18 protein-coding genes are annotated in these 25,083 nt (G+C 69.3%); 4 read left to right on the top strand and 14 right to left on the bottom strand.

The genetic code is table 11. From position 1 onward, the window contains the following. The first annotated feature begins 902 nt into the window (after positions 1-902). The gene (locus ACSMXO_RS27700; protein WP_455414434.1) at positions 903-2,192 is read left to right on the top strand and encodes an NB-ARC domain-containing protein; all 1,290 of its coding nucleotides are present in this window, start codon (positions 903-905) and stop codon (positions 2,190-2,192) included. Between the two features lie 364 nt (positions 2,193-2,556). Here the strand turns inward: ACSMXO_RS27700 and ACSMXO_RS27695 are convergent, their stop codons facing one another. The 5 genes from ACSMXO_RS27695 to ACSMXO_RS27675 all read right to left on the bottom strand — a co-directional run bounded on the left by ACSMXO_RS27695 (position 2,557) and on the right by ACSMXO_RS27675 (position 7,562). Further along, a complete protein-coding gene (locus ACSMXO_RS27695; protein WP_455414433.1) occupies positions 2,557-3,993 on the bottom strand; it encodes an acyl-CoA carboxylase subunit beta in 1,437 nt (478 codons plus the stop codon). Between the two features lie 172 nt (positions 3,994-4,165). Then, on the bottom strand, positions 4,166-5,392 hold the full coding sequence (locus ACSMXO_RS27690; protein ID WP_455414432.1) for an IS110 family RNA-guided transposase: 1,227 nt from the start codon (positions 5,390-5,392) through the stop codon (positions 4,166-4,168). Between the two features lie 420 nt (positions 5,393-5,812). Next, a complete protein-coding gene (locus ACSMXO_RS27685; RefSeq protein ID WP_455414431.1) occupies positions 5,813-6,265 on the bottom strand; it encodes an iron chaperone in 453 nt (150 codons plus the stop codon). 58 nt (positions 6,266-6,323) lie between these two features. After that, positions 6,324-6,986, bottom strand: a complete 663-nt coding sequence (locus tag ACSMXO_RS27680; RefSeq protein ID WP_455414430.1) for a glyoxalase — start codon at positions 6,984-6,986, stop codon at positions 6,324-6,326. A gap of 219 nt (positions 6,987-7,205) precedes the next feature. Then, positions 7,206-7,562 (bottom strand): VOC family protein, encoded by a 357-nt coding sequence (locus tag ACSMXO_RS27675; RefSeq protein WP_455414429.1) that lies wholly within the window; start codon positions 7,560-7,562, stop codon positions 7,206-7,208. A 144-nt stretch (positions 7,563-7,706) separates the two neighbouring features. On the opposite strand from ACSMXO_RS27675, the gene ACSMXO_RS27670 reads away from it, so the two are divergent. After that, positions 7,707-10,505, top strand: coding sequence for an ATP-binding protein (locus ACSMXO_RS27670; RefSeq protein WP_455414428.1), 2,799 nt, complete (start codon positions 7,707-7,709; stop codon positions 10,503-10,505). A gap of 243 nt (positions 10,506-10,748) precedes the next feature. Here ACSMXO_RS27670 and ACSMXO_RS27665 read toward each other — a convergent pair whose 3' ends face one another. From ACSMXO_RS27665 to ACSMXO_RS27640, 6 genes are all read right to left on the bottom strand, one after another. After that, a complete protein-coding gene (locus tag ACSMXO_RS27665; RefSeq protein WP_455414427.1) occupies positions 10,749-13,526 on the bottom strand; it encodes a LuxR C-terminal-related transcriptional regulator in 2,778 nt (925 codons plus the stop codon). Positions 13,527-13,929: 403 nt separating this feature from the next. Further along, positions 13,930-15,072: a glycosyltransferase gene (locus ACSMXO_RS27660; protein WP_455414426.1), complete on the bottom strand. Its 1,143-nt coding sequence runs from the start codon at positions 15,070-15,072 to the stop codon at positions 13,930-13,932. Positions 15,073-15,085: 13 nt separating this feature from the next. After that, positions 15,086-17,245 (bottom strand): glycosyltransferase family protein, encoded by a 2,160-nt coding sequence (locus tag ACSMXO_RS27655; protein WP_455414425.1) that lies wholly within the window; start codon positions 17,243-17,245, stop codon positions 15,086-15,088. A gap of 82 nt (positions 17,246-17,327) precedes the next feature. Further along, positions 17,328-18,125 carry a sulfotransferase family protein gene (locus ACSMXO_RS27650; protein WP_455414424.1) on the bottom strand — a complete coding sequence of 266 codons (798 nt, stop codon included), beginning with the start codon at positions 18,123-18,125 and terminating at the stop codon, positions 17,328-17,330. Next, positions 18,122-18,997: a glycosyltransferase domain-containing protein gene (locus ACSMXO_RS27645; protein WP_455414423.1), complete on the bottom strand. Its 876-nt coding sequence runs from the start codon at positions 18,995-18,997 to the stop codon at positions 18,122-18,124. The genes ACSMXO_RS27650 and ACSMXO_RS27645 overlap by 4 nt, the downstream gene beginning before the upstream one ends. A gap of 15 nt (positions 18,998-19,012) precedes the next feature. Then, complete coding sequence (locus ACSMXO_RS27640) at positions 19,013-19,663, bottom strand: class I SAM-dependent methyltransferase (RefSeq protein ID WP_455414422.1); 651 nt, start codon at positions 19,661-19,663, stop codon at positions 19,013-19,015. Positions 19,664-20,133: 470 nt separating this feature from the next. On the opposite strand from ACSMXO_RS27640, the gene ACSMXO_RS27635 reads away from it, so the two are divergent. Then, positions 20,134-21,477, top strand: coding sequence for a glycosyltransferase (locus tag ACSMXO_RS27635; RefSeq protein ID WP_455414421.1), 1,344 nt, complete (start codon positions 20,134-20,136; stop codon positions 21,475-21,477). Then, positions 21,470-21,832 (top strand): LuxR C-terminal-related transcriptional regulator, encoded by a 363-nt coding sequence (locus ACSMXO_RS27630; RefSeq protein WP_346263362.1) that lies wholly within the window; start codon positions 21,470-21,472, stop codon positions 21,830-21,832. The genes ACSMXO_RS27635 and ACSMXO_RS27630 overlap by 8 nt, the downstream gene beginning before the upstream one ends. A gap of 140 nt (positions 21,833-21,972) precedes the next feature. Here the strand turns inward: ACSMXO_RS27630 and ACSMXO_RS27625 are convergent, their stop codons facing one another. The 3 genes from ACSMXO_RS27625 to ACSMXO_RS27615 are packed head-to-tail and all read right to left on the bottom strand — an operon-like array spanning position 21,973 to position 25,081. Then, entirely contained in the window at positions 21,973-23,289 is a 1,317-nt protein-coding gene (locus tag ACSMXO_RS27625) for a glycosyltransferase (protein ID WP_455414420.1), read from the bottom strand. Between the two features lie 58 nt (positions 23,290-23,347). After that, positions 23,348-24,103: an ABC transporter permease gene (locus tag ACSMXO_RS27620; protein ID WP_455414419.1), complete on the bottom strand. Its 756-nt coding sequence runs from the start codon at positions 24,101-24,103 to the stop codon at positions 23,348-23,350. 30 nt (positions 24,104-24,133) lie between these two features. Beyond that, on the bottom strand, positions 24,134-25,081 hold the full coding sequence (locus tag ACSMXO_RS27615; RefSeq protein WP_455414418.1) for an ATP-binding cassette domain-containing protein: 948 nt from the start codon (positions 25,079-25,081) through the stop codon (positions 24,134-24,136). Positions 25,082-25,083: the final 2 nt, after the last annotated feature.

Raw genomic sequence — 25,083 nt, 5'->3', positions numbered from 1 at the left:
CACGTACGGTTCCGTAACGCCGGTGAGTTGGATGCCACACTCGTTGGAAAGGGCGAGGTGGGGGCTTCTGTCGTGATCGGGCGCCCAATCCGACGCGCCGAGTTCGTCATTTCCGTGACCCGTGCCCGGCAGGCAGGCCAACTCATCGAGCAGGGCATTGACGTGTTCGCCGCGTATTCGAGTGGCCGAACGCGTCGGTTACGCGGCTCCCACTCGCGGTTACCCTTGCGGCCACGCCGGCCAGGCTGCTGCGCCGTGACCCGTGAAAGATCGTGGACATCTCGACCGCGACGAGGCTGACGCGCGGCGCGCCACGTTCGCTCGCGGGCGGCCAGCCGGGGGCGGGGGTACGAGCATCCTCGGCGCTGACAGTCCATTTTGGATGCGCTGCGGCCCGCCGGCACCCCACCAACGTGGCCGGGCCCGATCGCACGGATTCGTCGATGTGGCCTGCCCGTACCGCGGCGGCGTGAGTGGACGATAGGTGCTCGGGCACCAGCAGGCTGTTCCGCACAGACTCGAACGAGATCGAACGCTGCGACCACTTCCCAACGAACCAACTATGAGCGAGTGTCGGTGGGCGTCTGTGTCGGCGGTAGGACGGGACGGGTCTGTGGACACCAGGCACATTTTGTCCGGCCTGCCATTGCTACACGGAGTGCAGTGCTATTAGCGGGGAGGTGGATTTGCTGACAAGGCAGCACGCGATTTTGTTCGATCGACAGGATGACCAAGGAGAGGAACTCGTAACCGCTCCGCTCTGTGAGGGAATTCCTGACCCAATCGGCGCATCGACGGCCGCCGAATACGTCAGATGTCTGCGGTTGTTGCGCCAGTGGGCCGGACAACCGTCACTTCGGAGGCTCCAGGCTGCCGGTACGCCGCAACCAGTTGAGGGGCGGGTGCTCGACGCGCTGGCCCCGAGCACCGTGTCCGACATACTGAGCGGGAGACGGCTGCCGCGGCTGCCGCGCAAAGAATTCGTCGAGTCGTTCGTCCGGGCCTGTTTAGTGGTGCGGAATTGTCCATTGCGTGAGATCGAAAAGACGGCCGCCGCCTGGTTGCGGAGTTGGCGCCGGCTGGTGGGAACCGAGCGGGAGTACCCAAGCGAGCCCGAGGCCCGACCCGCCAAGGGGCCGTGCCTGCTGCCACGCGACCCGTCGCTCTTCGTCGGACGGGACACCGAAACGACCAACGTCCTGCGGCATCTTCGTGCGCCGGAACCGGGCTCCCGTACCGTCCTGATCGTCGGGCGGGGTGGCGTCGGCAAAACGAGCCTTGCGGTGCGGGTCGCCCGTCTGGCCAGTGCGGAATTTCCGGACGGACAGCTCTACGTCGACTTGGGCGGTACGCAGGGCGCGGGCATGGACCGCTCGGTCGCGTTGACGATCTTCCTGGCGGCGCTCGGCGTGTCGCGGTCAGCGGCACCCGAGGACTTCGGCGAGCGGTTGCAGATCTATCGTGCGCTGGTGGCACACCGGCGGCTCCTCGTCGTGTTCGACAACGCCGCTTGTGCCGCCGAGATCCGGGACCTCCTGCCGACCGGGGCGGGGTGCGCGGCGCTGGTGACCAGCCGTACCAGCCTCGCCGGGTTGGACGGGGTACGGGTCTCGGTGGGCGAACTGTCCATCGCCGCGGCGCTGGAGTTGCTCGAAGGGATGATCGGGGCCGGCCGGTTGGACGCTGAGCCCGACGCCGCTCGGCAGATCGTGAAGTTCTGCGGCGGTCTGCCCATGGCGGTCTGGGTCGCCGGCGCCCGCCTCGCCGCGGGGCCGCACCGACGCCTCTCCGACTTGGCCGCAGCTCTGTCCGACGAGCGTTACCGACTCGATGAACTGACGGTCGACGACGTTTCGATACGCGCGAGCGTCAGACTCAGCTACCAATCTCTTACCCCGGTGGCCCGGCACGCGCTGTGCCTGCTCAGCCTGATGGAGAGGATGACCTTCGCGTCGGCGTCGGCGGCCCTCGTGTTGGACCTCCCGATAGCCGAGACCAACCGCCTGCTGGACGAGTTGATCGACGCCAACCTGCTGAGCGTGACGTCCGGTCCCGCTGGCAACCGGTACCATCTGCACGATCTGGTGCGGTTGTTCGCGCGTGAGCAGGAGCGCAGCAAGGAGTTCGCCCAGGTGTGCGCGGCGGCGAATAGCCAGGTGAACAACCAGTTGGCGGCGGTGCCGTACCCCTGAACACAGCAGCACCGAAGAGGGGCGGGCCGAGGTGGGTCCGGGTCCCATCGGGTTCGCGGGCTGGCCGGCGGCGGCTGAGTTCCTGCCGTCGCCGGGTGACCCAGGTCCACCCAGCCCGCTCACTCGCCCAACGGTGACCGCTGGCCGGCGGACGGGTTTTCCGCATGACTGGTTGCCGTACGACCGTATCGGATGATCAGTGAACCTTTTCAACCTGGACCGCGCGGCGCTGACGCACCGCGTCCTGCCTTGCGGTCCGTCGGACCGCAAGAGGAGGTTGAAAAAGGTTCAGTATCCTGGTGATTGTCGTCCCACGGCATGGCTGTCGGTGTTCGGGACGTGCCGGGCAGCCCGGTAGTCGTATTCACAGTGGGACGTTGCCTTTCGTGCCACGGGCCGGTGGCGCGGCGCCGAGCGCCTCGGCTAGCCGGCGGCGGGTCTGCGCGGGGTGGATGACCTCGTCGATGACGCCCAGGGCCAACGCCCGGTCGAGTCCGCCCGCACCGAGCCGGTGTTCGGCGACCAGACGCGTGTGCAGATCCACCCGCTCGTCCTCGGCCGCCGCAGCGAGGGACCTGCGATGGATGATGTCGACCGCCGCCTCCGCACCCATCACCGCCACCTCGGACTCCGGCCAGGCGAAGACGGCGTCGGCGCCCAGGGCGCGGGAGTTCATCGCGATGTAGGCACCGCCGTACGACTTGCGGGTTACCAGCGTGACCCGTGGCACCACCGCGCTCGCGAAGACGTGCAGCAGCTTGGCTCCGCGCCGGATCACCCCGCCCAGTTCCTGGCCGACGCCGGGCAGGTAGCCGGGCACGTCGACGATCACTACGAGTGGTACCCCGAGCGAGTCGCACATCCGGACGAAACGCGCTGCCTTCTCCGCGCTCAGCGAGTCCAGGCAGCCGCCCTTGCGCAACGGATTGTTGGCGATGACGCCGACCGTGCGGTCGGCCAGCCGGCCGAGCCCGATCACGACGTTCGCCGCCCATTTCGGCTGTAGTTCGGTGAACGCGGGCCGCCCCTGCGCGTCATCGAGGATTGCCCGCACCAGCGGTCGCACGTCGTACGCGCGGCGGGATGTCTCGGGCAGCAGGGCACGCAGGTTGTCGCCGTCGCGTACCGTCTGCGGTTGAAACCGGCCGGGGCGACCGAACAGCTCGGTGAGGTGCGCGGCCTCGGCGACGGCCTCGGCGTCGGAGTCGACCACGATGTGCGCCACCCCGGACTTCGGGCCGTGCGTGTCGGGGCCGCCGAGCGAGTCCATGTCTGTCTGCTCGCCGGTCACCTGACGTACCACGTCGGGGCCGGTGACGAACATCCGCCCCGACCTCGACATGATGACGATGTCGGTGAGCGCCGGGCCGTAGGCGGCGGCCCCGGCCGCGGGGCCGAGCACCACGGAGATCTGTGGAACGACGCCGGAGGCGCGGGTCATGGCCGCGAACATTCGCCCCACGCCGTCCATGGACTGCACGCCCTCCGCGAGCGCGGCGCCGCCGGAGTGCCAGATGCCGACGACGGGACACTCCTCCCGTACGGCGGTGTCGATCGCGTCGATGATGTGCTGCGCGCCGGCCGCACCCAGCGCGCCACCCATCCGGCTGCCGTCGGTGCAGTACGCGATGACCGACAGCCCGCGGACTCGACCCCGTACCGCACGCACCCGGCTGTCGTCCGGCTCCTGCAACCCGACGATGCTGCCGTGGTCGAGAAGAAGGGCGAGCCGGGCGTCGGGCGTACGGTGGTCTCCGCCCTGGCCCGTAGTGGCGGGCGTTCCGGCGACGGCGATCGTCACCCTTCCTCCCGTGGGTATGGACGCCGCAGTCTCCGGCGGCGGCGACGTTCACGGCTGATTCTTGACGTCGCATCCCGCGCCGGGAAGCTGTTCCGCCGTCCGGATGCGTGCCGGACAGTCGCCGTATGCCCTGCGGCGGTGGGTTCCGAAAGACATCCCAGGAGCTTGAATGTCAAGCAACGGCCTCGTTGAGGTGGTGAGACCAGGCGGTCGTCTCGTCGTACGGCGTGCCGGTTTTGAGGCATCCGTGCAGGATGCCGACGAGCCGGTTGGCGAGTTGGCGCAGCGCGGCGTTGTAGGTGGCGCCGCGGGCGCGTTGCCGGTCGTAGTAGGCGCGAGCGCCGGCCGAGACCCGCAGCGACGCGAACGCCTGGGTCATGAGCGCGTCGATGAGCCGGTCGTTGTGCACGAACCGGGCGGCGACTGTCCTCTTCTTCCCCGACGCGCGGGTGATGGGGCTGGTTCCGGCGTGGTTCTTGCGGGCCTTGGCCGAGGTGTAACGATCGTGGTCGTCGCCGAACTCCGCGAGCACCCGGGCGCCGAGGACGGCACCGAGTCCGGGCTGGGACAGGATGATCTCAGCGTCCGGGTGCCGGCCAAAATGGGCCTCGACCTGCCCTTGCAGGGCCTTGACCTGCTCGTTGAGGGTGACCAGCAGCGCGACCAGCGCCCGCACCGACGCGGCGTAGGCGGCGGTGACCGCAGCGGGCTGGCCGAGGTGCTCGGCGCGCAGCACTTCCTGGATCGCCGCGGCCTTCGCCGGGATGTCCCGGCGGCGGGCGCGTTTGAGGGCCGCGCTGATCTGGCTGATGCTCAGTCTCGCGGCGCTGGCCGGGTCGGGGGCCTTGGCGAGGAGTTCCAGGGTGTCGGTGGCGTCGAGGTCGGCGAATGCGGCCAGCGCGGCGGGGAAGTACTCCCGCAGCGCGTGCCGCAGTCGCTGCCCGGCCCGGGTCCGTTCCCAGATCAGCGTCTTGTGCATCCGGGTGACGACCTTGACGGCCTCGGCCTCGGCGGTGTCACCCGCGACCGGGCGCAGTTGGTGGGAGTCGGTGCGCACCATGTCGGCGAGCATGTGCGCGTCGGCCGCGTCGCTCTTGGCCCCGGACACCGCCAGGCGTTCGCGGTAGCGGGCCGCCTGCAACGGGTTGGCCGCGTACACCGTGTACCCGGCAGCGATCAACGCCTGGACCCACGGACCCCGATCGGTTTCGATCCCGATCGTGACCTGCCCGCCGGCGTCGGCGGCGTCCTCGCCGAGCTGCGCACCGATCATCGCGTGCAGCCGGGCGATGCCCGCCACGCCTTCGGGCAGCCGGGCCTTGGCCAGGGTGCGCCCGGCGGCGTCCATCAACTCGACGTCGTGATGGTCCTCGGCCCAGTCATCTCCTACGAACAGCAACGCATCTCCCGTCTCCGACACCCAACACGGTCAGTAGCCAGCAGGAGAACCATCAGCGACCTAATGAAGCAGTGCTCATGCCGCAACCGGGCGGGCACGACATCCCATCAGCGATCAACTCTCCTCACCAACCGGCAGGGGCACGATCTTTCGTCAGGACTCCACGTCCAGGAACATCGAGTGCTCACCTGCCGGCGGCTACCCACCCACCAGGAGTTTGCCGGATGGCTTACTCCCAGAACTCATTAGGAATTCGACGACCTCGGCCCCGACGAGTACGAGACCGCCTGGCACACCCACCAACACGATCTGGCCGAGCCAACTATCGCCACCGCCGCGTGCGAACCGGTAGCAGGTAGCCGCCGCTCCGCCAGAGCGGGGGAACTCGCCCCGGCGCGGTTGCCCGCACCGGGGCACGCCTCAGCTGACGGCCCGCTTCACGAGCGCACCGATCCGCGCCTCCACCTCGGCGGTCACCTCGGTCAGGGCGAAAGCGGCCGGCCACATTGCGCCCTCGTCCAGCTTTGCCTGGTCGCTGAACCCGAACGTCGCGTAGCGCGTCTTGAACTTCGCCGCAGGCTGGAAGTGGCAGACGATCTTGCCGTCAAGTGCGTAGGCGGGCATCCCGTACCAGAGCTTCGGCGCGAGGGCCGGGGCGCTGGCTGTGACGATGGCATGGACGCGCTCGGCCATAATCCGGTCCGAATCCTGCATCTCGGCGATTTTCGCGAGCACGTCCCGCTCTGCCTCCGCCGCCTTGTCCGCACGCGAGCCACGGCGCGCTGCCTTCTTCTGCTCCTGAGCGTGCTCCTTCATCGCGGCACGCTCCTCGGCGGTGAAACCCTCGTAGTTGCTGTTTTCAGTGCTGTTCATGGAATTTCTCCCTTTTGCTTGACGTCCGTATTCTTCGGATGGGCTTACCGCCCTCTGTTCAGCTCAAGGCCACCGGCCGTTCGGCCGCGTCGGCCTCGCCGTACTGCCCGATTGGGGCTGAGGCGGCCTCCCACTCGAAACCGTCCGGGTCGGTGAAGGTTCCGGCGCTGCTGCCAATGACGAGCCGGTGTGATCCGGTGCCGTCGGGAGAAACGCCTGCGTCCTTCGCAGCGGCACGGCGACCGTAGAGCGCCAGCTTGATGTTCGAGGTGGCGAACTCGACGTACTTGCGGCCGAAGCTCTTGGCCACGGGCAGGCCGCGCTCGACGTAGAACCGTTTGGTCGCGGCAACGTCGGCCACTCCCAGTAGGAGCACGATCTCGTCGATGTGCCGGCTGGCCGGTCCGGTGTCCTTCTTCGATGATGTCGCGATCTTCCAAATCGTGCCGTACGGATCACGTAGCACCCCGCCGTAGCCCCAGAACCCCTTCGCGGCCGGCTTCAGTGTTGTCGCTCCACCGTCGAGGGCGGTGTCGAAGAAGCTGTCGACGGTGCTCGGCTGGGACACCACGAGTGACATGGCGAACCCGCGAAAGCCGGTCGTGGGCGCCTGTGCGGCGCGTACGCGCACTCGGGCGCCCAGATCGAAGGCCGCGGTGTAGAAGTCATTGGCGGCTGTGGGATCGGTCACTTCGAGCGTGACAAATTCAATGCAGGACATGGCAGGTCTCTTCCGTGAGGTCGGATTGCGGCTATCGGGCCGCGGATGTGACAGGGGTACGTTGATTGCCGGCAGAGATCTCGCCGGATCGCTCTCGATGACGGCCGGCGTGGACGCCGCTGCTCATTTCATTGAACCTTTTTCAACCCGAAAAGCGCGACGCTCGTGCCCCGCGTTCGACCTCGCGCTCTACGGGACCGCAAGGGGAGTTGAAAAGGTTCATCGGTCCTGGATCAGCCCCAGGACGTTGCCGTCGGGGTCGGTGACGGTGGCCACCAGGCGGCCGCCGCCGACGTCGTGTGCGGGCTCGGTCACGGTGGCACCGGCGGCGCTCAGCTCGGCCAGTTTCGCCTCGATGTCCGGAACGTGCCAGTAGGCCACCGGCGAGGTCATGCCCTGCGGTCCACCGCCCGGCACCAGCCCGATGTGCTGACCCCCGGCATCGAAGCCGACATAGTAGGACGAGTCATTTGCCGGCGGTACGCCGAGCAGGGCCGCATACACCGCCTTGGCCCTCGCCAGATCCGACACTGGATGCAGCACGGTCTTGATTCCCTGGGTGGAAGAGCCGGCCATGGTTACTCCTTCAAGTGGCGGACCGCCGTCGGCCCGTCGGTGCGTGTTCCCAGCATGTCCGCCGGCATGTCCGGCCCGGATCCGTGGTGATCACGGAGCGACCACGGAACCGGAACACGGAGGGGCCTACGAGAGAATGGGGTAATGGTTGACATCTCCCCTCGGGAAGCCGAGGTGCTTGCGCTGGTTGGAGCGCATCTCAGCAACGCCGAGATCGGGGCACGGCTGTTCATCTCGGTGCGTACCGTGGAGACCCACGTCTCCTCGCTGCTGCGCAAGCTGGAGGTCCCGGATCGGCGTGCGCTCGCCCAGCGTGCGCCTGAGCTGGCCGGCACCGGCCGGGCTTACCCGGCACCGGTCCTGCCGGCCCCGCTGACCTCGTTCATCGGCCGGGTGAGCGAGCGGACCGAGCTGACCGAGATGATCAAGGCACACCGGCAGGTGACCGCAGTCGGCCCCGGCGGAGTGGGCAAGACCCGGCTCGCGCTGGCGGTGGCCGCGGAAGCCGCGGGCGGGTACTCCGACGGGGTGTGGTTCGTCGACCTGGTCCCGACCACCGACCCGGGCATGATCGCGACTGCGGTCGCCGGGGCGCTCGGCCTCGGCGAGCAGCCCGGCCGCGACATGACCGAGTCCGTGGTCGCTGCGCTGGCCGACCATCACGCGTTGCTGGTGCTGGACAACTGCGAGCACGTGGTGGACGGGGTGGCGCTGTTCCTCGAGCGGCTGTTGGCGGCGTGCCCTGGAGTGACGGTGCTGGCGACCAGCCGGGCACGGCTGATGGTGCCGTTCGAGCGGGTGTACCCGGTGCCGCCGCTGTCGCTGACTGTCGACGGTGGGTCGGACGCGGTCGCGTTGTTCATGGAGCGGGCGGCGGCGGTGGGCAGGCCGCTGGATCCTGCACTGCGCGACCAGATCGCCTCGATCTGCGAGCGGCTGGATGGCATGGCGCTGGCGATCGAGCTGGCCGCCGCGCGGTATCCCACCCTCGGGCTGGATGGCATCACCGCCGCCCTGTCCCATCCGCTCCGGATGCTCATCGGCGGCTCCCGTGCCGATGACCGGCACCGTTCCGTGCGGGCGGCGCTGGACTGGAGCCACGCCCTGCTGGAGCCGGCCGACCGGGCGTTGCTGCGCCGGGTGTCGGTGTTTGTGGCGCCGTTCACCGCGTCCGCGGCGGCGGAGGTCGCCGGGTCCGAGGAAGGCGTTGTCGCCGACGGACTGGCCCGGCTCGCCGAACAGAGCCTGCTGGTGGTGACGGCCTCGCCGGGCGGCACGCAGTACCGGGCGCTGGAGACCATCCGCCAGTACGGGACGGAGCGGATCACCGAGGCCGGCGAGCTGGTGGACGTCCGATCCCGGCACCTTCGCTGGTGCTTGGCCAAGGCTACCGGCCTGGCGGAGGCAGGAGCAGACTGGCGGGTTCGGTTCGACGCGGTGGCCGACGACCTCCGGGCGGCCCTGGCGTGGGCGGCCGACCGGCCAGAGCAGCGCGCGGGCGCCTATCGCCTCGCCCGGTGCCTGGCGGAGCTGACCTTCACCCGTCACCTGATCGGCGAGTCCCAGCTGCGCTATGAGCAGGCGGCCGCGCTCGCAGACGACCCAGCCGCCACCGCGTCGATGCTCCGGCAGGCCGCGGCTGTGGCCGGATGCCGGATGCGCGGTGATGACATGTACGACTTCCACCGCGCGGCCGCGGAGGCCGCCCACCGGTCCGGGGACACCGCCGGCGCAGCCGCTGACCTGGCGACCGCCGCCACCAACGCGTACCGGTTCTCGACGAAATTCGAACGGATCCCGCCACAGGAGGAGGCGATCGCGCTCATCACCGAGGCGCGGGAGTTGGCTGGCGATGACCCGGCCGCCCAGGCCGCGGTGGCGCTGGCCGAGGCAGGGGTGCTCACCGACGCGTTCGGCGCCGCCCAGGGCCCACCCGACAACGCCGTACCGGAGACGATCGCGCGCGCCGAACGGGCGGTCGAACTCGCTCACCGTACGGGCGACCCGCTCGCCGAGTCCGCCGCGCTCGATGCGCTCACCGGCGCCCAGAGCTGGGCCGGTGACACGTTCGCCGTCGCGGCCACGGCCCGGCGCCGGATCGCGCTGCTCTCGTCCATCCCGGCTACCCCGGCCAGCACCCACGAGCTGATCGACGCACTCGGGATGGCCACCGAGGCCAGCCTCGGTGCGGGGGACCTGCCGGGCGCCCGCCGGTGGGCGCGGCAACTCGCGGATCATCCGTTGCTGGCAGAGGTCGGCCATCGGGCCACGAGCTGGCTGCTGGTGGCCGACGCGTTGGCGGGCAACGTCGACGAGGTACTCGCCGGCAGCGCCCGGTTCCTCGAAGCGTGGCAGCGGGCCGGCAGCCCCGCCAGGTCGGTCCTCGGTCCGGCCGCAGCCGGCGTTGCGATGATCCACGGTCTACGCGACGACCAGGAGGCCCGCCGCGTGTGGAGCGCTGTCCTGAATCAGCTCGGCACCTCACCGGAGCATGTCTACGGCTACGGGGCGGTCTTCGACGCGATGCTTCTGCTGCACCACGGGCAGGCGCCAGATGCGCTGGAGCGGATGGTGCCCGAGCCCGCCGAGGTGTGGAAGTGGGTCACCTGGATCTGGCTCCACTGGTATGTCGCGCTGCGCGCCGAGGCCGCCGTACTCGCCGGGAGCCCCGACGCTCGCGATCGCCTGGCCGAGGCCCGGAGCATCGTGGCCGGCAACCCCGTCGCCGACGCCATGGTGGAACGAGCCGCAGCCCTGCTCGACGGCGACCAGGAGGCGCTGCTCGCTGCGGCGGATGCATTCGACGCCGTCGGCTGCCGCTACCAGTCCGCCCGCACCCTGGTGCTCGCCGGCGGCGCCCATGCCAAGCGCGGCGCGGGCGCGCTTGGCGACCTCGGACTCGCGCCAATGGCCCCCGGCCGACCCCGGACCACCACAACCTGAGGCCCTGCCGGATCGGTGGGTTCCTGGTCGGTTGGCTGCCGAAGGTGGGGGGTGAGGGCAGCGGGTGGCTGGCATTGAGTTGGCGGACGCGGTGGGTGGGCGCCGCGCGGTTCAGGTGGAAAGGGTTCACTGAGTGGCCTGGTGATGGGGTCGGTCCGGTTGTGGCGGTGACGTACCTCGTCGCCGTGCACGCCGGCGGGCGGGCCGCGTTGGCCCGCGCGCTGCTGGTGCCGGCGTGGCGGGTCACGCCGCGCGCAGTCGGTTGATCAGCCCGGTCCGGGAGCGGACGTCCAGCTTCGCGAACATCCGCGACAGGTGCGACTCGACGGTCCGCCGGCTCAGGAACAGCCGTACCGCGATCTCCTGGTTGGTCAGGCCCATCGCGACCAGGTCGGCGATCTCCCGCTCTCGGGCGGTCAACGCGCGCGCCGGCCGGTCCCGCTCGGCGGCGGCCGCGGCTGCCAGCCAGCCGGCGCCGCACTCCCGGTAGCCGGCGAGGGCGCGACCGAACGCCGCCCGCCCCCACTCGACGTGACCCGCCCGGCCGTGCGCGCGACCGGCGAGGTGCTCCGCGAGTGCCGCGTCGAACGGGGCGCCGGCGGCGGCCAGCTCGGCGGCCGCGCCGCGGGCCAGTCGGGCCGCCTCGCCCGACCTGCCCGCCCGCACCGCGATGGACGCCCGCGCGTAGCCGGCCAGCCCCAGCTCGTACGGCAGGCCGGCGCCGGCCGCGGCCAGCTGCGCCCGCTCTGCCGCCATCCTGGCCGCGCCGAGGTCGTCCATGCCGGCCAGCGCGATCGCCCGCAGCACCTCCGCATGCACAACGGCCGGCGCCTCGACCGACGGGGATGCGTGGGCTGGCGGTGGTGCGATGGCGCGTGCTGGTGCGTCGGCTGGGGCGTTGGTCGGTGCCGCCGTCGATGCGTCGGACGGTGCCTGGGACGGGGGCGGGCCATCGGCCAGCCGGTCGAGGCACTCCTGCGGGCGCCCGGCGGCCAGCGCCGCCACGGCCAGGTTCAGCCCCGCGACTCGCCGCCATGTTGCGGTGCGGGGCCGGCCGGCGTCCGCCAGCCGGCGGGCGACGGCGGCGGTCGCGCCGGGACCGGCCGTCCAGAGCAGCGGCCGCAGCAGCACGGCGTCCGCCATCGCCGCCAGCTCGGCGCTGCCGGCCCGCCGGGCGGCGGCACCGGCCTCCTGCGCGAGCCGCAGCGCCGCGACCAACCGGCCGGCCCGGGTATGCAGGGCGGCCTCCAGCACCAGCAGGTATGGCAGCACGCCGCGTTGGCCGGTGTCCTCCGCCAGCTCCCTGGCCCGGGCCAGGTGCCGGCCCGCCGCCGCTAGGTCGCCCAGGTCCGCCGCCGCCCAGGACACCGTGCCGACCAGGTCGAGGTGCGGCCACAGGGACCCGTCGTCGGCGGCATCCACCACCTCCCTCGCGCTGGCTAGGTGAATGCGCGCGGCCGCGATACGTCCCTCGGACAGGGCGGCCACCGCGCTCAAGCCATGCGCCATCCCGGCGTACACGGACCGGTCTGTCCCCGCGCCCGCCAGCGCCCGTTCGGCGTGTGTCCGGGTGGCACCCGGGTTCCTGCGCAGCGCCTCCGCCGCCGCCAGCCGTACCCGCCGCCCGACCTCGGCCGCCGCACCGGGCCGACCGCGCCGCAGCAGCTCGCGCAGGATCGCCGCGGCTTCGTCCGCATCACCCCGAAGCTGCGCGACCAGCGCCCGAACGTCCCCCACCCGTGTCCCACCCTCGTCGGGTAGCTCGGCCGGGTCGTCGGGCAGGTCGGTGAGCACCTCCTGGGAGCGGTTCAGTTCGCCGGTCAGGGCCAGGGCGCGGGCGTACAGCAGTGTGACGGTCGGCCGCCGTGGGTCCGCCACGGGCAGGACCCGCAGCGCGGCGGCAAGCCACCGGCCGGACCGCGCCGGGGCGGAGAACACACACGACAGGCCCGCGTCGATGAGGGTACGGGCGGCGGACTCGTCGCCGGGCCCGGCGGACCGCTCGGTGTGATCCGCCAGCGCCCGCAGCGGCCCGCCGTGCGTGCGCAGGTAACCGGCCACCCGGGCGTGGAGTCCCACCCGCGTGGCGGGCCCCACCAGTGCCCGGACGGCCGCACGCAGTACGGGATTCGGGAACCCGAACCGGGTGCCGTGCACCTCGAGATGACCTAGCCAGCACAGCCGGTCGACGGCGGAGGTCACTGCCGTGACCGTCAGCCCCGTCACGTGCGCGAGGAGGTCAACGGTGGCCTGGTCGCCCGCGACGGCGGCGGCCTGCGCCACGGCACGGGTGTCCGGATCCTGCGCGACGATCTCCGCGGCCAGGCCGGCGAGGACGTCCCGCGCCGTGCCGTCGATGTCCGGGTCCCCGTCGTGGCCCCCGTCCGACAGCAGCGCGGCCAGCGCATCGTCGCTCAGCCGGCACAGCGCCCGCACGAGGCCCGGACTGCCCCCGCTGGCCCGCAGGATCAGCTCCCGCCGACGGTGCGGCAGATCCGGCAGGAGGCTCTCCAGGTCGCTGGGACCCAGCCGGGCCAGGCCGATCCGGATCGCCGCCGGCCCGTGGCCGACCAGCGCGTCCACCACCCGCACCGGCGGCCGGGTGTGCCGGAAGGTGACCGCGATCAGCAGCGGCCGCGGTGGCGGCCGGCGGATGAGGTGCTCGGCCAATTGGAGCGACGCGGAATCGGCCCAGTGCAGGTCGTCCAGCAACAGCACGCCGCCGAGCAGTCGGCGTACTCCATAGTAGACATCCAGCCGGCTGGCGTCCTCCGGCGCGCGCCACCCGAGCGGGCCCAACGCCTCAGCGAACAATCCGTAGGGGCGACCCTGCTCCACCTCGACGGCCCGGCCCGAGCAGGTCGACAGCCCCGCCGCCGCGGCCCGCTGCCGAAGCTCGGAGAGCAGCCGCGTCTTGCCGGCGCCCAGCCCACCGGATATCTCTATCCCGGTGAACCGGCCGGCCGCGACCATCGACAGCGCCCGGTCGAGCAGTTCGAGTTCCGCGGCACGTCCAACCATTGGCGTCACCTCATCACGCACGGAGCTCAGGGTGCCCGCCGCCTCTGGACTGCCACTGGATGCCGAATGGATGGCCAGCCGGAGTACGACTTATCGGCTGATCACGGCTACGACCAACTGCCCCTACCCAACGGGCTCCTCCGGCGGCTCCACGGCGGATCCACTCGCGTGCCTTCTCCGCGGCCATCCGGATCGAACGCACCATGGCCGGCCGCGCGCCGGTCGACGAGGTACGCGACGGCGACTTGGCCGGCGACCACGCGCGCCTGGAGGCCGGCCAGCCTGGTGGTGCACGCGGGAAACGCTTCAGGTGGGACGGGCGCCGGTAGCTGCCGGCGGGGCCGATCTCGTCCGCGGTCCGCCGGAACGCAAGAGGAGGTTGCAGAGGTTCAACGGTGAACTGTCATCGCTGGCTGGTCACGAAGGCTGCCGCCAGCGTGCTGACTACTTCTTCGGGGGAGGGCATGGCGGCGATCTGACCGGCGATCCTGCGGGCGTTGTTCCGGTAGGTGGGTGTGTTGAGCAGCGTGTCGACGGCCTGGGCGAGAGCTTCCGGGGTGAAGTCGTCTGGCAGGAGTTGGATGGCGGCGCCCGCGTTGGCCGCCCGTTCGGCGTGCAGGAACTGGTCCGCGCCCTGCGGTACGACCACCATGGGCAGCCCGGCGGTCAGCACGCCGAGCACGGTTCCGGCGCCGCCGTGGCAGACCACCAGGTCGATGTCGGCCAGCAGGTCGCGCATTGGCACGAACGGCTCGAAGGCGACCGCGGTGTGGTCGACGTCGAAGTCGTCGGCCGAGGCGGTGAGCCCGACGGGCACCCGGACCGCGGCGCCGGTGGCGGCGAGTACCCGCAGGATGGGGTTGAGCCGCGGGGCGTCGGTGAAGAGGGTGCCGAAGGTGACCAGGATCCGTGGCCGCCCGAACAGCGTTCGGAGTGGGGGGATGTGCTGCGCTCGTGGAGCGCGGTGAGCCTCCGGACGCAATGGCAGCCACCCGTCGGGCACCCGCCACTCGTCGATCTGCAGACCCGGGGGACAGACGTCCAGCACCCAACGGGCCTGCCGGGGCGCCGATGCGCGGCTCTGGTACTGCCCGGCCACGTTCTCGTTCAAGGCCAGCCGGAACTCCTCCGAACCCTCTGGCCCGTACGTCAGCGTGGCGAAGGGCACGTCCAACAGGGCGGCGACCAACGGCCCGAGGACGTCCCCGGGGTCGACGACAATCAGATCCGGCCGCCAGGCCCGGGCCGCGGCCAGACTCTCCGACAGGGAGAGGTCGATCCGGGCGTTGCCGAACGCCTCAAGCTGCGCCCCGACCGACGCCCCCGCCAACACATCCTCACCCGTACGACGCAGGACCTCGGCCTGGAGGGCGCTCGCATCCGCGCCAGCGGGGAGAATCTCGAACTCCTCGGCGGCGAAGACCTTCGCGACGGACTCTGGCACCATCAGAGACACGGCGTGCCCCTGGTCATGGAAGGCGCGGGCCGTCGGCAACTGCGGCAGGAGATGACCGAGCAGCGGAGCCCCGGTGAAGACAACCCTCATTCGACTGTCCATTCTAGACGAACGCGTGCTCCAGCGACGAGCCGAACGACACGATCCTGGTCCGGGAGAGCAGGTCCAGGTCATCTGGCTGGTAGGTGTGCCGTGACTTGTCGGTGTGGCGCACGTAGACGTAGTTGAAGCGATCGGTCGCGTACGTGGCGAACCCTTGTCGCGCGCAGTCGATGAGGAACGCGATGTCCTCGCCTCTCGTCCGGTCGGCGAACTTGACCACGCCGCACAGATCCCGGCGCATCAGGAGTGTCCCGCCGCACAGCGGCGCGCCATACACATGCTCGTTGCCCGGGAAGATCACCCCGAGCGCGGGTAGCTTCTCCAGGTAGATGAATCTGGTCCACTTCCCGACGATGTCCGCCTCGGTGTACTCGAAGGCGCGCATTTGATCTTCCAGATAGTGGGGGCCGTAGAAGTCGTCGTCGTCCATCCTGGCCACGTGCGAGCCGGACGCGACCTCGATCAGCTCATTGCACACGGACCCCAGTGATCGCTCACTCGACAGTCGCACGATCGTGAGGTTGTGGAGCCCCTGGTCGCGCGCGGCATCTCGGATGCGAGACTCCGGTTGGTCGATGCCATGCAAGCCCAGGATCAGCTCGAAATCCTTATATGTCTGTCGACCTGCGTTCCGGATGATGCTCTCGTACCCGTCGAGTCGATGGGTCGGCGCCACAATCGAGACCGAAGACCGCGAGTTGGGGCCGGTGTCGAGGCCGACGGTCTTCAGGAGGTCGTCGACGCGGTCCGCATAGGTATGGTCCCGCATGACACGCCGGACACCTTCCACCGCCGTGCGGTCCCGCAGCTCGGTGCTCGCCAGGAGGGCCTTGACCAGCATCCGCGACGATGACGTGTCGGAGCTGACCTCCACCACACCGGAGCCCAGCATCGGGGCGATCGCGGATGAGGGCCCACTGATCACCGGAGTACCGCAGGCCAGCGATTCCAGGAGTTCGGGCGGGAGCCTCGTCGGGGAGTCCGGTGCCGGGTTCGCGCTGAGGAAGATTCGGTAGCGCCGGTACGCGCTCAGCAGTTGGTCGTACCCCAGATGGCTGACGACCTGGTTGTCGAGGTTGGTGGGGAGCCCGGAACGCGACCCGGACCCGCCGAGCGAGAGGATGTGCAACCCGAGATCAGCGGTGGCGCCCAGGAGATTATCGACCTGCTCCGCGTGCGCCTGACAGCCGGTGTCGTGACATGGCGCCGCGTACGCGATGTCGCCGACGCTGTGCGAGAAGGCCCCCACCGGATTGTGAATGCGCGGTTGGATCGCGAACGGCAGCACCCCGACCCGGTCATGCCCAAGGTCCGCCCGGTACCGGCCTACACAGCTCGCGTCCACGGTGAACACCCAGTCGAAGTGACGGGCGCCGCACAGGAAGGACTCGTAGTTCAACGGGTCGTCGTTGTTCCAGAAAACGGTGGGAACGGCGTGCTGCCGACAGTGGTCGAGCAGGTCCAGCGCCCATCGGCTGAGCCCGCCGTCGGTGGTGAACGGACCACCCGCGCCGCGGGCCGGGGCACTCGACTCGACCAGGAGGAGTTGCGGCGGGCCCGGCCGGAAGGCGGCAGGCCACGAGTCCCGCCATACCGGCTGCAAGGCAAACTCGTACTGCAGCGCCAAGCGCGAGCGCTCGCCCAGGACTGCCGCGACGCGGAGGTCGGGCCGCCGCGACGGCCCGGTCGGAAGACTGGCCGACTCGAACCGGACCGTCTTCGCCGCTGTTCCATTGCTGTTTGCCACGTCGATCCGCCACGGCCGGCCGGCGGTCGGCGGACCATTGCCGACTGTCTGTTCGATATCACGGTCGCGCATCATGCACATGAGCGCGGCGGCGGCGTCGGCGGTCGAATCGATGGTCTCGACGTTTACCTCGACGAGTCGTCGAGCGGCCCGGTTCCGTGCCTCGATGACGACGCGACCGTCGTTCGACGTGATGGAGTGAACGTCGAATCCTCGGAGAATCGCTGCGATCATGTCCGGAAAGCGGATCTTCAGACCGTCGACGCGCTCGTCGTCGCGCGCCACGAACTCGATCTCGCCGTCAACGACCACTACGCGACACAGTTCGTCGAACAACCGTTGGAGTCGCGAGACGTTGAGCACCTCCAACCCGACGATGGCGCGATCGAAGGTGGCGTCCTGGAACGGCAGCACGTCCGGTGTCCCGCGAGTCGGCCAGAAGCTGGACGGTGGCGGAAGCCGAGTTAGGTCGAGCGTGAGTCGTGACGTGGAGGGCTCAGCAGGCATCCTGCATCTCCGTCGCGCTTGACGAGGACCTTCCGTAACCCCAGCGTGCGCATCGATCTCCGAGGTAGTCGGGAACGGGCTCGGCGGTCGTCCGCTCCGGCCTGGGCTGGAGCCGACCCGAGCGAATAGCGGTGCCGAAGTCGCCGATTCCCGGCTGGAACGGGCCGTGATCTACCCGGCCGTACTCCAGCATGCTCGGTTCCCAGTCAACCTCAAGATAGACGCAAATAGCCTTTGTCGTCTCGACCGGCTCAGCTATCAGGTCCTCGTACCGAACCGTGATGCCCGGCAACTCCCGCCGAGCTTCTTCAACTCCGTCGATCATCCTGAGAACGATAGGAATGACCTCGGACTCTGGATCGGGCCCCGCCTGCAGAGCCGATTTCATGATGTGTGCCGGATTGCGTAGCAGGAAGATGTTGCGGGCCTGCGGCCAGCACTTGCCGAGCCGACGCCAGGACAGGGAGTTCAAGGGCGTCTTTTCGACGATCAAAGACTTCTCACTCGCTTCGAGCAAGCGATGAAGGATCCTGTCCCACAGGAGGAAGTCGAGTTCCTCGCCGACGAGTCCCGCGGTCCGTAGCGCTAGTTCGGCGTACCAGGTGGGGACTTCGACCCTCGTGGAAGGCAGATGAAGCTCATGTGGTGCGTAGATCTGTGAATGTGTGTCGAGAATGCAGCGCAGCAAGGTTGATCCGGATCGGACGGCCGACAGGATGAAGACCGGCCTCTCCACGAGCCGAGCCCCCTGGTCGGTGCGCACGAGTGCCTCCGCGTCGTCGTTCACCTGAGTTCGTGAGAAAGGATCGTCGGTCCCGGTACGCCAGGCTGGTTGGATCCGGTGACCTCGCGAAGCCAGTCGGGTAACCTTCCCTCGTCGAGCAGATCCAGCACCGCGGCCTTGCTCATGGGATTGGAGAAATGGATGTGGGCGGCCTGGCTGGGAGTTTGCAGCAGCTCTTCGAGACGTTCGCGCTCTTCGCGGTAGCTGGCCGCCTTCCGGTCCTGTGCATAGAACTCGTAGTGGCCGAGCAAGATCTTTAGATCCCATACGTCCGGCACGCGCGGCCCGAGGTTCTCAAAGAGCAGGGCCTTGTGGTCGAGTGCTACCGTCCCGCCTTCGACGAGTTGCACCAGCGTCCAGTAGTACTGGTCGCTGAAGGCGTACCGCTGGTCGGTGTCGTAGTCGAACAGTCGCAGCTTCTCCAGGAGTTCGAACCGCTCGCTCGGAGGCTTCGGGTATCTCTTGTAGAGATCGAGCAGAACGCCGGCCGGACCGACGAACCCACCGCTGTTGAGGAAGGGGTAAGGATAGACCGGGGGAGTGTCCAGGAGGGCGAACCCGAGGGCACCCAGCGGCCAACTACCGGCTTCCGCGCCGAACACCACCGGCTGCGAAAAGCTCGTGTAGAGATCGTTGATATGCTGCTCTCCCCGAATGAACAACGTATCGTACGCGTCGGTGAACACGATAAGCTCGTCGGCTTCGGCGTGCCGCGCGAGATAGTCCGTGAAGATCGACCGCTTGTCGCTGTGCCGAAAACCTTCCTTGGCGGAGTGCAGGATGATCAGGTCGAGTCCAAGTATGCCGCAGGACGGGATCAGTAGTCGTTGCAGGAAGGGCTGATCGAGATCGGAAGCTATGGTGACGACCTTCATGGTGCCTCCCGTGATTCACACCGCAAACGATGGCCGTGACCGGCCGATGCCGATTCCTCCGGCGAGCACGTGGTGTTCGAAGCTGATGCCCAGATCCCGTTCCCACCGTTTTATGATTTCCTGCTCGCCGGGCCGGTTGACGTCATCGAGCACGATGGTGTAGTCGTCGGCGAGCAGCGGGGAGAAGAACGGAATCGCAGGATACCGTGAGTGCTGCCGTGCGACGTCGTTCGCCGGCGGGCCGTCGATGACGAGCAGGTCGATCTTCCGGTCGGCGATCGTCCGTCGAATGGCCTCCGGTTCGTACCACCCGTTCTCCTCGTCGGGCCATGTCGACGTCGTCGGCACCAGTGGGGCCCGTACGACCGTCACCACGTCCTCCAGCGACTCGTTCGCGAACTCCCGGTCGAGGGCGTCTGCCCATTGTTCGTCGTGTTCCACTGTCCAGATATGCCCTCCGCGCTGTCGCAGAAGGCGTCCGATGTAGATGGATGAGATGCCGGCCCCCAGCTCTACGATGCATCGCCGCCGGTTGATGATGATCTCGTTGAGCACGGCGACGACGCCGCTGGGTCGCATTGCCGCCATATTCCATGGCAGATAGCTCGATGACAGCGGTGCCAGAACCTGTAGCGCAAGTACGTCCTGCCAGAGCTGATCATTCATGGGTCGCCGCCTGAGGTAGGGATCGCGCCACCTGTGGTACGTGGCGTTCGGGCCAGTGTCCGGTTGCGCGCATGGTGGACCCGACCTGGAACGCTGCTGCAGTTCTACCAGATCGTCCTAGCGAGTGCGTTACGTAAAACTACGCAATACCAACGAGTAGTCCTGGCCGCTAACGGCTGCACGATGGCCACCAGGTGTGCAGTTGACCAGGGATAACCCGCCCACACATTGACCCTCATCCGTGCCAGCGGATTGGTTCCGCCGACTTGACCGTTCGTCGGGATACCGGCTAGGTTGCTGACCGTCATCACTGGATCTTTTTCAACCTGAACCGCGCGGCGCTCGCGCACCGCGTCTGACCTTGCGGTCCACCGCACCGCAAGGGGAGGTTGAAAAAGGTTCACTGCCAAACGCTTGTCTGGGTATTTGTGGGAAGCCGCTTCGGCGATGCGTACTCCGAGGAGAGTCGAGTGTCGGAGATAGACGGCGAGTCGGCCGGTGGCGGCGCCGACGTGGCGCCGCGGATTTCAGTCATCGTCCCCACCTACAACCGCGCCGAGGATCTGCGCCTCACGCTTGAGAGCCTGTGTGCGCAAACGCTCCCCGTCGACCAGTACGAGGTGATCGTCACCGACGACGGGTCAAGCGACGAGACGCGGTCGGTCGTCGAATCTTTCGCGGGCAGACTGCGGTTCAAATACCACTTCCAGGAGGATCTCGGTGCCCAGGCCGCGCCGATGCGCGACAACGGCGTCACGCGGGTGCGCAACGCCGGCGCGCGGCTGGCCGCCGCGCCGCTGCTGGTCTTCCTGGACTGCGCCACGCTGGCCGGCCCGGATCTGCTCGCGGCATATCTGCGGGCGCACACCCCACCCGCCGTGCCGGGCCGGGCGGTCGCCGGGTACGTGTACGGATACCCGCCACGGGAGACCGACGATCCGGACTACCGGTGCCCACCCGGACTGGCCGAGGCGGTCCGGACGCTGACACCGCAGCAGGTGGTAGACCGCTACCGGGACGAGCCGGGGTTTCGCGACCCGAGGCACGGCGAGTTCGAGAAGGTCGGCTTCGACCTGCGGAACCGCATCTTCCCGGAGGAGTTGTTCTGGAGCTCGAACTGCTCCGTGCCCGCCGCGGACTTCTGGGCGGTCGGCGGCTTCGACGAGGACTTCCGCGGTTGGGGCCTGGACGACGTCGATCTGGGCTACCGGCTGATACGCAACGGTACCGCGATTCATCTGAGCCTGGACGCGTGGGCGATCGAGTCACCGCACGAGCGGGACGGGGCGGTGAACCTCGCGGGCTTCCACCGCAACGCCCGGAGCTTCTTCGACAAATACCAGTTCGCCGAGCCGCCGCTCGAACTCGGCTGGCTGGTCATGCAGTCACCCGGTGGGCCTGCGCTCGCCACGCTGGAGACGCTCAACCGCCAGGTGGCGGACTGGACCCACCAATGCGCCGGACTCACCGTCGCCGCGGAGTTGGAGCGCGCGTTCGCGCCGATCGCGCCCGATGAGCGCGTTGCGGTGTTCGGCGCCGGCGCCGTCGTGCCCGCCGTCAGGCAGCGGTGCGTTCTCGCCGATTTCGACCGACAGGTCGTGGACCGGCTCCTCGCGAACGGTGCGGGCGCGCGCCACGACGTGCGCCACAACCTGGGCATCCATACCGCATTACCGGACAACGCGGTGGACACCGTCGTGATCACGTCGAGGCTGGATGGGCTCTGGAGTGCTTTCGGCTCGGCGATTCTGGCCGAGGCGCACCGGATCGGCACGCGGGTATCCGTCCTTAGCACGAATCGCCGGCATGGGTGACCCGGTCCAGCTCCGGAGACTCGCGTCGAGAGGCGAGTGGGACGCGCCCGGGAGGGACGCGGTCGAGCTGACCCTCCCGGCTGCGGTGACCCGGTCGCCCCGCCGCAGAGTTCCGCCGCTGAACGATCGGGACGCCGTCATCTTGGAGGGTGTCGCCTCGGGTGCTTCGAGCGTGCAGCTCGCGGCGAGCCTCTTTTTGAGTCAGCAGGGCGTGAGCTACCACATTGGACGACTGCTGCGCAGGTTCCGCGTGCCGAACCGGACCGCGCTGGTCGGCAGGGCGTACTCCCTGGGCATATTCGACTCCGGTTCCTGGCCGCCCAGGGTGCTGCGGGAGTTCGTCGCCGACGAGTAGCGCTCGTCGGGTCAGCGTGTTCCGTAACGTGCGGTGGAATGCCCCATGCGCAGTGCCGCTGACGCCAAGATCCGCCGGATCGACCGGATATTGGCGGCCACGCCGCGTGCCGCGTGGCCGCGTCGCATCGGCAGGCGCGGTCAGGCCGCGCCGCGCCCGCGCGACGCCGCGGTGTCCAGCACCAACCGCGCCGCCGCTTGCGCGCCGTCCGGAAAGCGCTCGTAGGCGGTCATCATTTCCCGGGCTCGGGCACGGTACGCCGGCCGGGTCAGCACCGTGCGCACGGCGTCGCGGATCCGCTCAGCCGTCTGCCGCTCCTTCTTCAACCAGACGCCGGCACCGGACCACGCCACCCGGGCGTTGTTCTCCATGTGGTCCTCCGAGTTGCCCACCGCGACCAGCGGCACCCCGTGCGCCAGCGCGGTCTGCACGCCCCCGAAACCGCCATTGGTGACCATGAGGTCGACCTGCGGCAGTACCTCGGTGAACGGGATGTACGGCTCCAGTACCACGTTCGCCGGGTGGCGATCCGCGGACAGCACCTCGCGCGGATCGCGGCCGCCCGACGTGGCGATCACCAGGATGTCTTCGTCTGCCAGCCCGTCGATCGCCGGCAACAGGAGGTTCTCCGGGTCGGTGGCCGCGGTACCCTGCGTGACGAACACCACCGGCCGGTCGGCAGCCCGGGCCTGCGCGATCCGGCCCCACCACGCCGGCCGCGCCCAGGCGTCCAACCCGTCCAACCGCGTCGGTCCGCAGAACACCACCGAGTCGGGCAGGTCGCGTCGTGGGTACTCGAGCTGCGGGATGCTCGATTGGATGTAGCGGTCCACGATCTGCTGCGGCCAGGAGAAGAAGAAGCCATCGAGCGGCGGCAGGCCGAGCGCCGCCCGGATCCGGGTCACGGCCCGCTGCGGCTCGCGCATCACGACCCGGCGGACGAGTTGGTAGAGCAGGCGGTTGCGTATCCGGCCGAGCGGCCCGCGCGCGGGCGGCAGGCCGGTGCCGTACGGCGCCGTGTCCGCGCTCGACACGTGCAGCGCGCCGGTCGAGAAGACCACCTGGGGGATGCCGCGGCGCTCAGCCGCGAACATCCCGGCCAGGAAACTGTGGTCGGAGACCACCACCTCGGGCGCGAAGGAGTCGATCAGCTCGTCGATGTCCGCGACGAAGGCCGGAACGGGGCGGACGAACACCTCCAGCACGGTGGCGCCGTACCCGCCGACGCCACCGGCCCGGCCCGGCGCGCTCTGCAGCGCGTCCGCCGCGCCGGCGTCGGCCCCGGCGCGCGTGCTCATCGGTGCGAACTTCGCGCCGGTACCGACGACCAGGGACTCGAACGCCCGCCCGGTGTACCAGAGCACGTCGTGACCCCCGGCGACCAGCTCCCGGACCAGGGGTGTCGCGTAGCGCAGGTGCCCGGTGATGGCGTGCGTGGTCACCAGAATCGTTGTCACGTGGGTCAGCCTTTCCCGACAGTGGCGGAACTCCGCCCCGCCGGCCACCCGGGCGAGGTCACTCGGCGACGCGCGCGAACAGCCGTCCGGCGTAGGCGAGCGACAGGACGGCGCCGGCAATCGCCAGGCCGAACGCCCAGGCGACTCCGCTGTTCCAGGCATGTCCGGCGAACAGTTCCCGGGCGCCTTCCACCACCGTCGTCAGCGGGTTGGCCAGGGAGAGCCAGCGCAGCCAGTCCGGCGCGTACGTCATCGGCACGAAGATGCCCGACAGCAGCAGCAGCGGCATGGTGATCAGGTTGATCCCCGGACCGAGTACCTCGTTGGTCTTGAAGACCAGCGCGAGCGCGTACGAGAGCGGCGCGATGGAGAGCGCGAGCAGCAGCAGGAGTCCCGCCATCTGTAGCAGTTGGACGGGGTACAGGCGCAGCCCGAACACGATCGCCGGCAGGGTGATCATCGTGCACTGGAACAGCAGCACCGCCGCGTCGCGCAGACTCCGCCCGAGCAGCAGGGCGAACCTGCTGACCGGGGTGACCTGGAACCGTTCGAGCACGCCGAAGTGCGTCTCGGTGACCAGCGAGAAGCAGGCGTAGAGACAGGTGAATATGGCCATCTGCACCAGGAGGCCCGGGAAGTAGAGGTTGAGCACCTCGTCCGGGTTTGCGCCGCGCAGGCTGCTCTTGAGCAGCGGGGCGAACAGGATCAGGAAGAACAGGGGCTGGACGAACATCACCGCCACCCCCATCTTGTTGTGGATGGTGCGGGTCACGGCGCGCTGGAACACCAGCCAGGTCTCGCTGAGGATCTTCACGGTGCACTCCTTGGTCGTCCGGGGGCGGCGTCACTTCGCATCGCGTAGCGACCTGCCGGTCTTGCGCAGGAACACGTCGTCGAGCGACGGCCGCTCCAGCGTGATCGATCGGAGTTCCAGCCCGTTGGCGTCGAGCAGGCGCATCACCTGCGGCAGCGCGGTGTCTCCCTGGTCCACGTACAACCGGATGGCCTGCTGGTCGGTGTCGTCCACCTCCCGGACGAACGGCTGCTCCGCCAGCAGCTTGCGGGCGATCTTCGGGTCGCCGGCCACGCCGACCGCGACGATGTCCCCGGCGATCTCCCGCTTGAGGTCCTCTGGCGTGCCCTCCGCGGCCACCTGGCCGTGGTCGATGATGACCAGCCGGTCGCACAGCGCGTCCGCCTCGTCGAGATAGTGGGTGGTCAGGAAGACGGTCATGCCCTCCTCGCGGAGCCTGCGCACCTGAACCCACAGGTTCGCCCGGCTCTGCGGGTCGAGGCCGGCGGTCGGCTCGTCCAGGAAGACCAGTCTGGGGGAGTGCACCATGCCGAGTGCCAGGTCGAGACGCCGCCGCTGCCCGCCCGAGTACGTGCCCGTCCGCCGGTCCGCGCACTCGCCCAGTTCGAAGGCGTCGACCGCCCACCGTGCCCGTGCCTGCGCCGCGGACTTGGTCATGCCCTGGAACCGGCCTTGGATGATCAGCTCCTGCCAGGCTGTCATGGTCGGGTCGGTGCCGCCTCGCTGGCCGACGTAGCCGATGTGCCGGCGCACTTCGGCTGGCTGCTCGACGAGGTCCGCGCCGAACACCGTTGCCCGACCGAAGGAGGGCCGAAGCAGCGTGGCGAGCATCCGGACCGTGGTCGTCTTACCCGCACCGTTCGGCCCGAGGAAGCCGAAGATCTCCCCGGCCTCCACCACAAGGTCCACACCGCGTACCGCCTCGACCTGCCCGCGACGACCGTGGAATGTCTTGCCAAGTCCACTAGTTTCGATCATTT

Source organism: Plantactinospora sp. DSM 117369, assembly GCF_053764795.1.
This window is presented reverse-complemented; position numbering and strand designations above follow the sequence as displayed.

Excerpts from the sequence above, each read along its gene's own strand:
- ACSMXO_RS27675 (WP_455414429.1), bottom strand. The coding sequence starts at position 7,562 with ATGGCCGGCTCTTCCACCCAGGGAATCAAGACCGTGCTGCATCCAGTG.
- ACSMXO_RS27665 (WP_455414427.1), bottom strand. The coding sequence starts at position 13,526 with ATGGTTGGACGTGCCGCGGAACTCGAACTGCTCGACCGGGCGCTGTCG.
- ACSMXO_RS27615 (WP_455414418.1), bottom strand. The coding sequence starts at position 25,081 with ATGATCGAAACTAGTGGACTTGGCAAGACATTCCACGGTCGTCGCGGG.
- ACSMXO_RS27670 (WP_455414428.1), top strand. The coding sequence starts at position 7,707 with ATGGTTGACATCTCCCCTCGGGAAGCCGAGGTGCTTGCGCTGGTTGGA.
- ACSMXO_RS27685 (WP_455414431.1), bottom strand. The coding sequence starts at position 6,265 with ATGAACAGCACTGAAAACAGCAACTACGAGGGTTTCACCGCCGAGGAG.
- ACSMXO_RS27630 (WP_346263362.1), top strand. The coding sequence starts at position 21,470 with ATGGGTGACCCGGTCCAGCTCCGGAGACTCGCGTCGAGAGGCGAGTGG.
- ACSMXO_RS27660 (WP_455414426.1), bottom strand. The coding sequence starts at position 15,072 with ATGAGGGTTGTCTTCACCGGGGCTCCGCTGCTCGGTCATCTCCTGCCG.
- ACSMXO_RS27640 (WP_455414422.1), bottom strand. The coding sequence starts at position 19,663 with ATGAATGATCAGCTCTGGCAGGACGTACTTGCGCTACAGGTTCTGGCA.
- ACSMXO_RS27645 (WP_455414423.1), bottom strand. The coding sequence starts at position 18,997 with ATGAAGGTCGTCACCATAGCTTCCGATCTCGATCAGCCCTTCCTGCAA.
- ACSMXO_RS27680 (WP_455414430.1), bottom strand. The coding sequence starts at position 6,986 with ATGTCCTGCATTGAATTTGTCACGCTCGAAGTGACCGATCCCACAGCC.